Here is a 13,284-nt window from a genome sequence, read left to right as displayed (position 1 = left end):
AGGCAGGCAAGGGACGCGGGGACGAGGCCGTGGTGCAGATGGAGGCGGCGGGCGAGCCGGCCGGGGCGCGAGAGATCGGCGCGCTCACCCCGATGATGCGGCAGTACCTGGAGACGAAGGCGCTCAACCCGGACGCCATCCTCTTCTTCCGGCTCGGGGACTTCTACGAGATGTTCTTCGAGGACGCGGTGCGCGCCTCGGAGATCCTCCAGATCACCCTCACGGCGCGGGCGAAGAACGCGGAGAAGGTGCCGATGGCCGGGGTGCCGTACCACTCGGCGCGCCGGTACATCGCCAAGCTCGTGGAGCACGGGCTGAAGGTGGCCATCTGCGAGCAGGTGGAGGAGGCGGGCAGCGGGCCGGGGATCGTCAAGCGCGAGGTGACGCGCGTCATCACCCCCGGCATGGTGCTGGACGAGGAGGCGCTCGAGCCCCGGGCGAGCAACTTCCTGGCGGCGGTGTACCCCGGCGCCCAGGGCTACGGGGCGGCGCTGCTGGAGGCCTCCACGGGCGAGTTCTTCAGTCTGGAGGCGGAGACGCTCCAGGAACTGGTGGAGGCGCTGTCGCGGGTGGAGCCCAGGGAGCTGCTGGTGCCCGAGGGGGAGCGGGACTCCCAGGACACGACATGGGTGGTGTCGCGGCTGGCGAAGCCCCCGGCGGTGGCGGAGCTGGAGAAGGCGGCCTTCGAGCCGACGCGGGCCGGGGTGTACCTGCGGAATCACTTCGCGGTGCAGTCGCTGGAGGCCTTCGGGCTGCAGGACGCGCCCCTGGCCACCGGGGCGGCGGCGGCGGCGCTGCGCTACCTCAAGGACACCCAGAAGACGCCCGCGGCCCACGTGGACAGGCTCAGCCGCCAGCAGCGCGGGGGGCACCTCCTCATGGACGAGGCGTCGCGCTCCAACCTGGAGGTGCTGCGCACCCTGCGGGACGGAGGGCGCCGGGGCTCGCTCCTGGGCGTGCTGGACAGGACGGCGACGGGCCTGGGCGCGCGCAAGCTGGCCCGGTGGCTGGCCGCGCCCCTGTGCTCGCTGCCGGAGATCAACGCCCGGTTGGACTCGGTGGATGAGCTGTCCCAGCGCAGCGTGTGGCGCGAGGAGATGACGGGCCTCCTCAAGGAGGTGGGCGACATCGAGCGGCTGTGCGGCCGGCTGTCGCTGGGCGCGGGCAACGCGAGGGACTTGAGGGCGTTGGGGCTGTCGCTGGCGCAGCTGCCCCGGCTGGCGGCGACGCTCGCGCGCTGTGAGTCCCCGCTGCTCAAGTCCCTGGCGGGGCCGCTCGGGTCGCTGCCGGAGCTGGCGGATCTGCTGCTGCGGGCGGTGGTGGATGAGCCGCCCACGAGCCTCAAGGAAGGCGGCTTCATCCGCCCGGGCTTCCACGCCGAGCTGGACAAGCTGGTGGCGCTGTCCACCGATGGCAAGGACTTCCTGCTGAAGATCGAGACGCGCGAGCGGGAGCGGACGGGCATCGGCTCGCTGAAGGTCCGCTACAACAAGGTCTTCGGGTACTACCTGGAGGTGACGAAGGCCAACCTGCACCTGGTGCCCTCGGACTACATCCGCAAGCAGACGATGGTGGGCGCCGAGCGCTTCGTCACTCCGGAGCTGAAGGAATACGAGGAGAAGGTGCTCACGGCGGAGGAGCGGCGCAGCGCGCTGGAGCTGGAGCTCTTCGAGCAGCTGCGGGCCCAGGTGGTGAAGGAGGCGCCCCGGCTGCGCTCGGCGGCGGAGGCGGTGGCCACCTGTGACGCGCTGCTGTCCTTCGCGCGGTGCGCGGCCGAGTACGGCTACGTGCGGCCGGTGGTGGACGAGTCCGAGGTGCTGTCGATCACCGCCGGGCGCCACCCGGTGGTGGAGCGCGTGCTGGGGGCGGGGGAGGCCTTCGTCCCCAACGACGTGAAGATGGACTCGGGGGACGGGCAGATCCTGGTCATCACCGGCCCCAACATGGCGGGCAAGAGCACCGTCATGAGGCAGGTGGCGCTCACGGTGCTGATGGCGCAGGCGGGGTGCTTCGTGCCGGCGGGAGCGGCGCGCATCGGCGTGTGCGATCGGATCTTCACGCGCGTGGGAGCGGCGGACAACCTGGCGCGCGGACAGTCCACCTTCATGGTGGAGATGACGGAGACGAGCCACATCCTCCACCACGCCACGCGGCGCAGCCTGGTGGTGCTGGACGAGATTGGCCGGGGCACGTCCACGTATGACGGCCTCTCCATCGCGTGGGCGGTGGCCGAGCACATCCACGACAAGGTGGGGGCGCGCACGCTGTTCGCCACGCACTACCACGAGCTGGTGGACCTGGCCCGGGAGAAGCCCCGGGTGAGGAACATGTGCATCGCGGTGCGGGAGCAGGGCGGCAAGGTGCTCTTCCTGCGCAAGCTGGTGCCGGGTGGGGCCAACCGCTCCTACGGGATTGAAGTGGCGAGGCTCGCGGGCCTGCCGCCCGAGGTGGTGACGCGGGCCAGGGACATCCTGCAGAACCTGGAGTCGGGCGAGTTCGACGACAGCGGGCGGCCGCGGGTGGTGGCGCGGAAGACCTCGCGCGCGCCGGCCCCGGGGCAACTCGGGCTGTTCGGTGGGGCGGCCGAGCCCGGGCCGAAGGTGGATCCGGCTCAGCAGAAGGTGCTGGAGTCGCTCCGGGCGGTGAAGCTGGAGGAGATGACGCCACTGGAGGCCCTCAACCTCCTGGCCCGGCTGCAGCGCGAGCTGAAGTAGGGGAGGGGGCAGACCGTCCACGCGCTCGGAGGGACCATCCACGGTTGTGGATGTCCGGGGCGCGGGATGGTGGCGTTTCAGAGGGGAGCACTCCTGGCAGGCGTCTTGCTCTGGGTCGGGTCAATCCCAACCAGGAGCTGACACATGACGACGCCCGTTTCCGGCAGCCGTGCCGGTGAAGTGCACCCCTCTCTGGACGAGCTCGCGGGAGCCCAGGGTGCTGCCCCTGCCTCCGGGTCCACGCCGGGAGCCAGGACGGCGGCCTCGAAGGAGTCCAACACCGTCACCCGGGCGCCCGCGTCTCCGGCGGTGGCCAGCGCGCCGCGCGAGTTCCCCACGGGAACGATGGACTACTACCGCAAGCGCCACTTCGACTTCGTCGACCGAAACCCCGGGGCGCCGCCACCGCCGTACTACCTCCAGTATGGAGACAAGTACGTCCAGCGCTTCGCTGCGCTGGGGTCCAATGATTTGTCTCCCCAAGGGCTCGTGTGGCGCGACCGGGCGCTGAAGGGGCTGCAGAAGGCAATGGAGGATGGGCTCAAGGAGGGAGCCGCAGACTTCGCCAAACTCGAGCGCAGGCCGGATGACTTCAGGATTTGGGCTTACAAAACGCACGTGAATGCCTACCTGGATGCGGGTCTCCTCGAGCTTCCCGCGCAGGACCTGGCGACCATCCTCTTCACTCCCGATTTCAAGGACCTCTTGAACAAAGAAGGATTGGATCAGGTTCTCGAGGTGCTCAAGAAGCTGCACCCCGACAAGATTGCGGCCATCACCGCCGCGACTGCGGGAGAGACCGCGCGTCCCGCCTTCGAGCAGATGGATCGCGAGCTCAAGGCGCTCATGCTGCAGAGCTGGATAACCAACGGCAACTGACCGGCGGGACTCCCCATGCTCAAGGTCCTTCTCGTCCTCCTCTTCAGCCCCTGCTTCCTGTGCCTCGGTACGAGCGCGTTCTTCTGGGCGCGAGACACGCTTCGCGTGCATGGCATTGGAACCGGGACCAGCGTGTGGCAAGCCCTGGGTCCTCCGCTCCAACATAATCTGCCAGACAACGGAATCTTCATCGGGGATCACTCCGCGTTCTACACGCAGGGCCATTACCCCGAGGAGGGCGATACCCTCTGGCGCGTCACCCCCACTGGACCGCGGCGCTGGTATTTCTTCCCGGGCTCGGCATTGTCACTGGCGAGCGCCCAGGGCGTGTGGTTCGGCGTCCTGTCGCTGCCGCATCCGGCGGGCGGGAGGGACAGGCTGTTCAAACTCGTCCGCTCGCGCGACGAGGGACGGACCTGGGAGGATCGCGGTGTGGTCCCCTCGATGTCGAGGCTGCTCGTCGTGTCGGAGCAGGAGGTATGGGGGCTCGGGCACGAGGGGCTCTACGTCAGCACGGACGGAGGCCAGACCGTCAAGCGGGTGCCCCTGCCGGGGACGCGCGATTCCATCATCGAGCGGCTCGCGCGTGGCCTGGACGGGACCGTGTGGCTGCTCGGACCCGAGGGGCTCTTCCGCATCTCGGAGCACGGTGAGCAGTGGACGCACGAGCCCATGCCGGGGGTCAAACTGGAAGACGGCGACGGTGGCATTCTCGTTGGGCGTGTGGCCGAGACCCTGGCCATCCGTCGCGACGCTCCGGGGGCGCAGTGGATTCCCTTCTGCTTCCGGCGTCACCGTGTGCAGTCCTTCGCGGTCTCGGGCGACACCATCCGCGTCATCACCGGTTCCATCGACCCGTTCGAGGATGGCGCGGATGTCTGGTACCACCACAGTGAGGACGGTGGCCGAACCTGGGCTCACATGCAGACCGGTCTGGCGATCGCAATGGCCCTCCACGGGCGGGAGTGGGGGGCTGGCATGAACTTCATAGGCCAGCTCTACGGGCGTGTCCCCATCCGTTGATGGGGGTCCACGGCCCCCGTCACCGTGTGCCTCAGTGCTGGTGGCCGAAGCGCACGTCGAGGGCCGGGTGCTCGGTGGCGAGCTGGCGCAGGCGCTTGAAGCTCTCGGCGCTCCTGGGGATGTCACCGGAGAAGGTGCCCGGCTCCACGTCGTGCTCCCAGCCCCAGCGGGTGTGGCTTGCGTCTCCCGTGAGCAGCACCGGGCCCTTCGTCGTACGCACGAGGTACGCGGTGCTGCCCGGCGTATGGCCCGGCACCCAGAGCGCCCAGACCGAGCCGTCCCCGAAGATGTCGAGCACCCCGGCGAAGCGGCCAGCCGCATCGGCCTGGTAGGCCCACTCGTTGAGGGCCGCCTTCCCCTGGAGCGCGCGGTCCGTGCTGCCCTGCACGAAGGCGTTGAGGACCGCGTGGGCGGAGGTTTCGCCCGGGCCCATGTAGACGGCGGTGCCCGCCGGGACGTCCGCCATCCCCGCGACGTGGTCCATGTGCAGGTGCGTGAGGAACACGCCCTGGAGAGGCTTCTCCTGCTTCGCGAGCCAGTCCCCCAGCGGCTCGTGGAACTTCATCGTGTCGATCTTCATGAACGAGGCCAGCATGCCGCGCATGGCCGCCTTGTCGGGCTCGTCGCGCAGCGCCTTCTCCACGCCGGTGTCGACGATGAACGTGCCGTGCTCCGGGTGCCTCAGCACGTGGAAGAACACCTGGATGTCCTCCGGACCGTCGGCCAGGCCGGCCTCCTTCGCGCGTGGGTGGTCGAGGTTGATGAGGCCACTCCGGTCCACCTTCCAGTCGCAGGAGGCGACCGTCTCGAGCTCGACCGGGCCCGGCTGGTCGATGACCGCCAGCAGCTCGGCGGACGTGCGCGGGACTCCGAGGGTGGACTTCCGGGTGGCGTGGGTGCTCGCCGCGCATCCGGCGAGCAGGGCGGTGAGGACGGAGACGAACAGGATTCTCATGGGCATGAGCCCACCCTATCCATACGTCCGTGGATTGAAATCGGGCATTTCGTCATGATGCCATCCATTCATGGATATCCCCTGGGAAGACGTGCGGCTGTTCCTGGCGGTGGCGGAGACGGGCAGCTTGAGCGGCGCGGCGCGGAAGCTCCGCATCGGTCAGCCCACCGTGAGCCGCCGCCTGGCCGCCTTGGAGTACTCGCTCGGCGCGGCGCTCTTCCGGCGCAGTGTCGACGGCGCCTCGCTCACCAGCGCTGGCGAGCGGCTGCTCGCGCCCGCGAGGAAGATGGCGGAGTGGGCCGGCGAGGTGGGCCGCGCCGTGGAGTCCTCGGACACGTCGCCCCGGGGGCTCGTCCGCATCACGGCGAGCCCCTACCTGTGCTTCGACTTCCTCGCGCCCTTCGCGGCGTGGCTCGCGCGGACCCACCCGGGCCTGCGTCTCGAGGTGCTCTCGAGCGTCCAGTACCTCGACCTCAACCGGGGAGAGGCGGACCTCGCGCTGCGTAACAGGGCACCGACCCAGGAGGGCCTCAAGGGCGTGCTGTCGCTCGAGTTCGAGAACGCCGTCTTCGTCTCGAAGTCGCTCGCCGCGAAGCTGCCGCGCGAACCGCGCCTCGCCGACCTCCCGTGGATCGCCTGGGCTCCACCGCTCGACATGCTGCCGCCCAATCCGCAGCTCGAGGAGCTCGTTCCCGGGTTCTCCCCGGTGTTCACCTCGGACAATTACCTCGTCCAGATCGCCGCGGCCGAGGCAGGCCTCGGCGCCGTGGTGATGACCCGCTCCGCGCACCGCTTCGCCCGCCCGACATCGCTCGTGCCGCTGTCCATCAGCCTCGGCCCCTTCGCGCGCAGCTCGCTCCACCTGGTGTGCGCGAAGTCGGCGCTCGACATCCCCCGCGTGCGCCTCGTCTCCGAGCTCCTCGTGTCCGAGCTCGAGAAGGTGGGGATGGGGCATTCCCGCCCGTGAGCCCGGGAGCCGTTCACGGATCGCGCTGGTACATCACGTCGGTCCGCAGCACGTACTTGGTTCCGCCTCGCACCACCGCGCCCTCGTGCAGCACCGGGTGCTCGAACAGCAGCCCCATGCCCCGGGCTGGGATGACCTCGCGCTCCAGGTCGAGGAACCGTGTCTCTCCGCCCTCGCAGTCCCCATTGAGGTAGACGAGCAGGGTCAGCATGCTCCTCTCCACGGGCGAGCGGATGAAGGCCCCATCGAAGTGCGGTGCGAAGAACTGCCCCGGTTGGTAGCGGTAGCAGCGGAAACGCTCGTTGGTTCCCACCGCCCGCCAGCGCCCCAACACGGGCGGCACGCAGTGGCGCACGCGCTCGAAGAGCTCCGCCGCCAGCGCCACGTCATCGAACATCACCCGCTCGTTGTTGCGGATGTCCGGGCGCATCACGAAACCCCGGAGCGTGGTGATCGGCGCCGGGGCCGGTCCCAGTGACTCGATGCGCTGCCTCATCGCCTCGCACTCCGCCTCGGACAGCACGGCGGACATCGTCCGGATGAACGGCCGCTCCGACAACACCTGCGCTGGTGTACCCATCTCGATCCCCCTGCGGGACAAGCTTGGTGTAATTTACACACCAAGTCCGGTGCGTGCAAGATGCCGGGCGGGGCCGAGGGGGATGGCGGTCAGGAGGGAACGGCCCGCGCGCTCACGTCTCGCGCGCGTGTTTGCCGAAGGGCGTGAGCGCCATCATCGCCAGTTTCACGTGCTGGATGGCGAACGGGATGCCGATGATCGACACGGCGAGAGGCAGGGCGAGCGCGAGGTGGCTCAAGAAGATCCACACTCCGGCGACCACGAGCCAGAAGACGTTCAGCACGCAGCCGATGGGGTTGCTCCCCGGCGCGTCGACGATCTCCTTCCCGAAGGGCAGGAGCGCCAGCCCGGCGAGCTTGAAGCACTGCACCCCGAAGGGAATGCCGACGACCGTGAGACACAGCAGGAGGCCACCGAGCAGGTACTCGAGGCAGATGACGATCCCACCACCGAGGATGGCCCACAGGATGTTCAGGAGCAGTCGCATGTCCGCAGTTTAATGCCGCCGAAGCGCGGCATGCCTGGCTCCTCCACGGGAAAACGACGGGTGAGCGTCCCCTTCGGGAATGAACGGTGATCCGGCCAGGTGCGGCGCTCCTCGGGCGAGCGGCCACGGTGGAGGAGGGGCCGAGCGCCTGTCGGAGGCCCCACGGCTACATTGAGCCTGGACCCTTGGAGGAAGGGGTTGGACATGCTCAAGAGCCTCCTGACGACCGCGGTCGTGGCGGTGTCCTGGGGAACGGTGGGGTGGGCTCATGCGCAGCCGATGGCGGGCAGCTATCAGCTCCAGCAGCCGATGGCGGGCAGTTATCAGCTCCAGCAGCCCCTCATTGGTAGCTACCAGCTCCAGCAGCCGATGGCGGGCAGCTACTACCTCCAGCAGCCAATGGCGGGTAGCTATCAGCTCCAGCAACCGCCAGCGGCTGACGACGACCTTCAGCAACCGCCAGCGGCTGACTACTACCGCCAACAACCGCCAGCGGCTGGCTACTACCTCCAGCAGCCTGGCTACTACGGTGGGGCCCCGTGGGACGACACCGGCCTGGAGACCGAGGCTCCGGGGCAGGAGCAATAGCCAGTGCACTTCCCGGACATGCAAGGCGCCCGGGAAGTGCGCGCCGAGCGCTCAGTTGTTGGGCGCGTCGGCGAGGATCCAGGAGCGGATGCGGGTGAGCTCACCGGGGTGTTCGTCGAAGTAGGTCGGGTTGCCCTGCGGCATCCTGCCTCCGCAGGCGTTGCCGATGATCTTCTTCACCATCAGGGAGTTGTCGGGCTGTTTCGGCACGACACGCACGGTGGCCCCGCAGGTCTGGGGGAACCCGCCGACACCATTCGTGTTGACGATGGAGGCGTAGGACTTGCCCGTTTCCAGGTTGAGTCCTCCCCGGGTACCGCTGCTGCTGTTGTGGCAGCCCGTGCACTGCGCGGTCCAGATGGGCTGGATGTCGTTGGCGTAGGTGGGGATGGTGACCTGCACATCCTTCGAGCGCGTCACCGGGTCGTGCCCGTCGGACACCGTGACCTGGAAGGTATAGGTGGTGGCCGTGGCGAGGTCTCCGGAGCGCCACCGCGCGGCGGCGGCGGTCTGGTTCGTGAAGGTGCCCGCGCCCGCCGGGCTCACCGTCCAGGAGTAGGTGAGGGTGTCTCCGTCCGGATCGGTGGCTCCGATGGAGAGGTTGACGGTGTCTCCCGCGATCACCGAGGTGGGGGCGGTGATGTCCGCGTCCACCGTGGGAGCACGGTTCACGGTGGGGACGTTCTTCACCGCCACGTCCACCGTGCCCTCGGCCGTGCCTTCCTTCCCATCCGAGACCGTCACGTGCAGGGTGAAGGTCGTGTCGGCCGGCACCGCGGGCGCCGTCCACGTGCGGCTCGCCCCGGTCTCCGGGCCAAAGGTGCCAGCGGGCGCGGCCGGAGTCTGGGTCCAGGTATAGGTGAGCGCGTCCTCGTCCCTGTCGGCGGCGGTCACCGAGAGGGTGGTGCTCGCGCCCTCGTCGAGGGAGGCCGGTGTGGCGCTCACCTGGGACAGGGTGGGGGCGTGATTGGGGGTGGGGTCCGGGGGGTCGGTATCGAACAGATCGCAGCCGATCCATCCCAGGCTCAGGAGCAATACCGCGTGGAGCGACTTGCGCGAGGTCCGCCGCGAGGGCGGGATCGACTGAGACGTGTGCATGGTTTCCCCTTGCCCGGGCGTCGCCTGCGTGCCCGGTTCCCCCAACTATCGCACGCGAGTCCGTCGGAAAGGCTCGCTGCCCCCCGCGTGCTTATCTAGAGTGCCGACCCTCTGCTCCGCGGGGGATCGCCCGGACCGCTGGGCTGCCTTCCTCCGTGGGACAGAGTTCTTTCTTGGAGGAATTACATGGATGTTCCCGTTTCGTTCCGTCTGAAGCCGAAAGACCCGACCGTGAGCGCGCGCTATGCCGCTGGAAAGGTCCCGATGACCACGCTCATCGAGGACTACATCCACGAGCGCCTTGACATCGAGGGGGACTTCCGCACCTTCATCCGCGAGCGTCACACGGTGGCCGACTACAAGTTCGTCGCCGACCACTTCAAGTTCCTGATCACCAACTTCCTGCCCGAGGTGCTGGTCCACTCGCAGGAGCAGGATGTCCGCATCGGCCGCGAGCACTACGACCGCGGCAACGACTTCTTCGGCTGGTTCCTCGGGCCGAGGATGATCTACACGTCGGGCTTCTTCACCGACACCAACCAGAGCCTCGAGGAGGCGCAGGACCAGAAGATGCGGCTGGTCGGCGAGAAGCTGCAGCTGAAGAAGGGGGAGCGCTACCTCGACATCGGCTGCGGCTGGGGAACGCTCGTGGCCACCGCCGCCAAGGACTACGGGGTCGACGCGACGGGCATCACCATCGCGCAGAAGGGCGCCGCGTACGGCACGGAGCAGATCGCCCGCATGGGCGTGGCCGATCGCGCCCGCATCCTCACCCTGGATTATCGCGACATCCCGCCCGGCCCCTACAACAAGATCTCCTGCCTGGAGATGGCCGAGCACGTCGGCGTGAGGAAGTTCCAGGCCTTCATGGAGCAGGTCTACGGGATGCTCGCCGATGACGGGCTCTTCTACCTGCAGATCGCCGGGCTGCGCGCCAAGAAGGGCACCCTGGGCTTCCACTTCGAGGATCTCGTCTGGGGCTTGTTCATGAACAAGTACATCTTCCCGGGCGCTGACGCCTCCATGCCCCTCTCCTTCGTGGTCAGCAACATGGAGGCCGCGGGCTTCGAGATCCACAGCGTGGAGAACGTGGGCATCCACTACTCGCTCACCATCTCCCGCTGGTACGACAACTGGATGACCCACCGCACGGAGATCGTGAAGGTCTACGGTGAGTGGTGGTTCCGCCTCTGGCAGATGTTCCTCGGCTGGTCCGTGGAGATCGCCGCCCAGGGCTCGTCGACCTGCTTCCAGATCGTCGCCAACAAGAACCTCGACGGCTTCAACCGCCGGCGGTGGATCGGCGCCGTGAATCTCGGCGAGCGCGATCTGGAGTAGTCCTGGCCCCAGGCCCCGGGGCTCCCGCTCGGCCCCGGGGCGTCTTCCCATCGCTGGGAGGCCAGAGTGTCAGGTGCTCGACGGGCTCATGCCGCCCCAGGTGTTTCGGATCCAAAATTCCAGGAGGCGAAGTTGAGGCGGAAGAGGTCATCCCGACCGATATTGGGTATGGGCTGGCCTCGGTGGGGAGTGGCGGAGAGCACATGAAGCGTGGTGTGGCCGGGAGGGAACCGGCAGGACTTGGAGCCGAGCAGGAGTTGAAGCGGAGTCTGGCGCTGGCCACTCCGGCCGACAGCGTGCGGGGCATGTTCTTCCGCAGCGTGATGGAAGTGATGCGCGCGTTGGGGGACGAGGCGGCCGTGGGGCGATGCGTGGAGGCGTGCGGCGAGCGCCGGTTCGTGGACTTCACCTGCTACCCGACGGCCTCCTTCCTGCGGTTGCTGTGGTCGGCGGCGGAGCAGCTGGGGGATGGGTACGGGAGCTTCGAGGGTGCCCTGCGGGCGCTGGGACGCCGGGGCGCGACGGACTTCCTGTCCTCCTCGACGGGCAGGCCGCTGCAGACGCTGCTGACGGGCAACCCGAAGCGGCTGCTGGAGAGCCTGCCCATGGCGTACGCGGTGGCCTCGGCCAATGGCGGACGGTGCGCGGTGACGTTCGGGGCGCCGGGCAACGCGCTCATCGCGCTGGATCGCGACTTCCTCCCCCGTGAATACGTGGAGGGCGCGCTGGCGACGGCGCTCGAGGTGGTGGGCACGCGCGAGCCGAGGGTGAGGGGCCGGTCGACGGGGCCGCTCTCCGTCGAGTACATGGTGAGCTGGAAGTAGCCGGGGCCTCCCGTAGGATGGGGCCATGCAGCTCGCCATCCCCCAGGCCCCCCGGAGTGTCCCCCTCTCGAAAGTACCCGGTGCCATCCCCCGGCTCGTCCGGGTGGGGGTGGTGGGGCTCGCGGTGATGGCGGCGCTCGGCGCCGGGGCGTCGGTCCTGGGCCGCTTCGTGGTGGAGGAGCAGGCCTTCCTCTCGCGGGCCGAGGAGCTGGAAGGCCAGGTGGCGGCGATGACGCTCCCGCCCCGGGACGAACGCGAGGGCGCCGAGGCGAGGCTCGAGGTCATCTACGCCGTGGGCAAGGTGCAGTACTCGGCCAGCGGGGTGCTCACCCGGGCCGAGTACGCCGAGGGCCTGGGCCCCGGGGCTCGCGTGCGGTTGCTGGTGGATCCCCAACTGCCGGACAGGCCGCGCGAGGCGGGCTACGTGCGCTCGCGGGCGCGGGCGCTGGGGCTGGTGCCGTGGGGGCTGGCGCTCGGGGGGTTGGTGGCGGTGGGCCTCTTCGGCCGGGAGCTGAGGCGGACACTGCGCGCGGAGCTGGAGCCGCTGCGCAAGGGGATGCTGGTGTGGCTGACCCCGGACGGCCCGCTGCCGGAGTCGCGCCGGGAGGTGCTCTTCCCGGCCAGCTACTGGAAGCAGGACCAGAAACACGCGGTGCGCGCGCGCCTGCGCCCGGGGGGAGCGCCGGTGCGCAACGGGGAGAAGGTGCTGGCGGCGGTGCTGTCGTCGCTGCCCGGCGAGGCCCGCGTCATCGACGAGGCGCTGGCCCGGGCGCTGGGGTGGGTGCGCTGAGGCGCCCGCCTCAGTCGTGGACGAAGTACTCCAGGGCCATCACACCGAAGGCTTCCTTCGTGCCCAGGTCGTTGCCCCGCTGGAGGCCCGCCGCGGCGAAGCGGGGCCGGCCGTCCTGTCCCAGCCCTCCCGGCCGCACCACGCCGATGCACCGGACGCTGGAGTCCTTGGGCACGGCCACCACCGGCTTGCCCTCGTCGGCGGCGGCCGCGGCGCTCTCGACGTCCGCCCGGCGCCAGCCCCGCATGGTGCCCTCGTGGCGCAGCCAGTCGCACGTCTGCGAGACGGTGAGCTCGCGCGGCCCGACGAAGTGGGGGATCTCCGCGTTCATCGCGCGGGTGACGTCCCAGACGAAGATGTGGGAGCGGCCCTGCTTGGCGTCCGCGGCCTCGTAGCGGGGGTTGTGGCCCGCGGCGAACTGGTTGATGACCTGCTTGTAGAGGTCCGGGGAGCGTCGGCCCTCGCGGCTCTGCAGGGGGGCGTTGATGGCCTTCCACACGTCGCGGCTGATGACCTCCGGGGGCGGCGTGGTGCCGTCGAAGGTCTTCCCCGCCGAGGCGCTCTCCTCCGTGGGGGGAGGCGAGGGCTGGCGGCGCGCGCCCAGGAGGGCATCCACCTGGGTGTGCTCCCCCTCGCCATCGAAGGCGGACTGGTCGAGGCCCTTCTTGAAGGACTTGGAGTCCTGGGTGGACCCCAGCTCGAAGGCGGTGACGCCTGCGCGCACGTTGGGCAGTGACGACAGGGTGGGGCTGCGGCGCACGGCGGGTTGCTCCCCCGTGGGGCTCCGGGCCGCGGGCACCGAGCCACTGGTGGACGTGCGGGGGATGCCGGTGCCAGTGCTCGTCCGGGCCGCCGGGGTGGCACCACTGGTGGTCGTGCGCTGACCGGAACCCGAACCGCCCTGACCCTTGCCCTGACCCGAGGGTGGTTGCGCCATGGTGTCTCCCCAGAAGAAGGGGCGAGTGTACCCGTGCGGGGGGTGGGGCTTCAAACCCCGGCGGGGCGAAAAGTTGCCGGTGTAGGTGGGCCGTGACACACGTC

At 69.3% G+C, this 13,284-nt stretch carries 13 protein-coding genes; 8 read left to right on the top strand and 5 right to left on the bottom strand.

Annotated features, from left to right (window positions below):
- Positions 1 to 38: 38 nt before the first annotated feature.
- The 3 genes from mutS (at position 39) to JRI60_RS27815 (ending at position 4,616) form a co-directional block, all read left to right on the top strand.
- Complete coding sequence (gene mutS / locus JRI60_RS27825) at positions 39 to 2,714, top strand: DNA mismatch repair protein MutS (protein ID WP_239470851.1); 2,676 nt, start codon at positions 39 to 41, stop codon at positions 2,712 to 2,714.
- A 144-nt stretch (positions 2,715 to 2,858) separates the two neighbouring features.
- Positions 2,859 to 3,593, top strand: a complete 735-nt coding sequence (locus tag JRI60_RS27820) for a hypothetical protein (protein WP_204218908.1) — start codon at positions 2,859 to 2,861, stop codon at positions 3,591 to 3,593.
- Between the two features lie 15 nt (positions 3,594 to 3,608).
- Positions 3,609 to 4,616, top strand: coding sequence for a hypothetical protein (locus JRI60_RS27815; protein WP_204218907.1), 1,008 nt, complete (start codon positions 3,609 to 3,611; stop codon positions 4,614 to 4,616).
- Positions 4,617 to 4,647: 31 nt separating this feature from the next.
- Here JRI60_RS27815 and JRI60_RS27810 read toward each other — a convergent pair whose 3' ends face one another.
- Positions 4,648 to 5,577 (bottom strand): MBL fold metallo-hydrolase, encoded by a 930-nt coding sequence (locus tag JRI60_RS27810; RefSeq protein WP_204218906.1) that lies wholly within the window; start codon positions 5,575 to 5,577, stop codon positions 4,648 to 4,650.
- A 64-nt stretch (positions 5,578 to 5,641) separates the two neighbouring features.
- Between JRI60_RS27810 and JRI60_RS27805 the strand changes: the two genes are divergently transcribed.
- A complete protein-coding gene (locus JRI60_RS27805) occupies positions 5,642 to 6,538 on the top strand; it encodes a LysR family transcriptional regulator (protein WP_204218905.1) in 897 nt (298 codons plus the stop codon).
- Positions 6,539 to 6,551: 13 nt separating this feature from the next.
- Here the strand turns inward: JRI60_RS27805 and JRI60_RS27800 are convergent, their stop codons facing one another.
- Positions 6,552 to 7,118: a 2OG-Fe(II) oxygenase gene (locus tag JRI60_RS27800; protein WP_204218904.1), complete on the bottom strand. Its 567-nt coding sequence runs from the start codon at positions 7,116 to 7,118 to the stop codon at positions 6,552 to 6,554.
- 112 nt (positions 7,119 to 7,230) lie between these two features.
- Positions 7,231 to 7,605 (bottom strand): YccF domain-containing protein, encoded by a 375-nt coding sequence (locus tag JRI60_RS27795; protein WP_204218903.1) that lies wholly within the window; start codon positions 7,603 to 7,605, stop codon positions 7,231 to 7,233.
- A 204-nt stretch (positions 7,606 to 7,809) separates the two neighbouring features.
- Between JRI60_RS27795 and JRI60_RS27790 the strand changes: the two genes are divergently transcribed.
- Positions 7,810 to 8,193: a hypothetical protein gene (locus JRI60_RS27790; RefSeq protein WP_204218902.1), complete on the top strand. Its 384-nt coding sequence runs from the start codon at positions 7,810 to 7,812 to the stop codon at positions 8,191 to 8,193.
- Between the two features lie 51 nt (positions 8,194 to 8,244).
- On the opposite strand, the gene JRI60_RS27785 is transcribed toward JRI60_RS27790, so the two are convergent.
- Positions 8,245 to 9,291 (bottom strand): PKD domain-containing protein, encoded by a 1,047-nt coding sequence (locus tag JRI60_RS27785; RefSeq protein ID WP_204218901.1) that lies wholly within the window; start codon positions 9,289 to 9,291, stop codon positions 8,245 to 8,247.
- Positions 9,292 to 9,477: 186 nt separating this feature from the next.
- Here JRI60_RS27785 and JRI60_RS27780 point away from each other — a divergent pair, with 186 nt between their 5' ends.
- The 3 genes from JRI60_RS27780 to JRI60_RS27770 all read left to right on the top strand — a co-directional run bounded on the left by JRI60_RS27780 (position 9,478) and on the right by JRI60_RS27770 (position 12,243).
- Positions 9,478 to 10,629: an SAM-dependent methyltransferase gene (locus JRI60_RS27780; RefSeq protein WP_204218900.1), complete on the top strand. Its 1,152-nt coding sequence runs from the start codon at positions 9,478 to 9,480 to the stop codon at positions 10,627 to 10,629.
- A 203-nt stretch (positions 10,630 to 10,832) separates the two neighbouring features.
- Positions 10,833 to 11,453, top strand: coding sequence for a TIGR02265 family protein (locus tag JRI60_RS27775; protein ID WP_204218899.1), 621 nt, complete (start codon positions 10,833 to 10,835; stop codon positions 11,451 to 11,453).
- Positions 11,454 to 11,478: 25 nt separating this feature from the next.
- A complete protein-coding gene (locus tag JRI60_RS27770; RefSeq protein ID WP_204218898.1) occupies positions 11,479 to 12,243 on the top strand; it encodes a DUF3592 domain-containing protein in 765 nt (254 codons plus the stop codon).
- Between the two features lie 10 nt (positions 12,244 to 12,253).
- On the opposite strand, the gene JRI60_RS27765 is transcribed toward JRI60_RS27770, so the two are convergent.
- A complete protein-coding gene (locus JRI60_RS27765) occupies positions 12,254 to 13,180 on the bottom strand; it encodes a hypothetical protein (RefSeq protein WP_204218897.1) in 927 nt (308 codons plus the stop codon).
- Between the last annotated feature and the right edge of the window lie 104 nt (positions 13,181 to 13,284).

Source organism: Archangium violaceum, assembly GCF_016887565.1.
In the GTDB taxonomy this organism is placed as follows: domain Bacteria; phylum Myxococcota; class Myxococcia; order Myxococcales; family Myxococcaceae; genus Archangium; species Archangium violaceum_B.
Note: the sequence above shows the minus strand (reverse complement) of the source record. Positions and strands in the feature narration are given on the sequence as shown.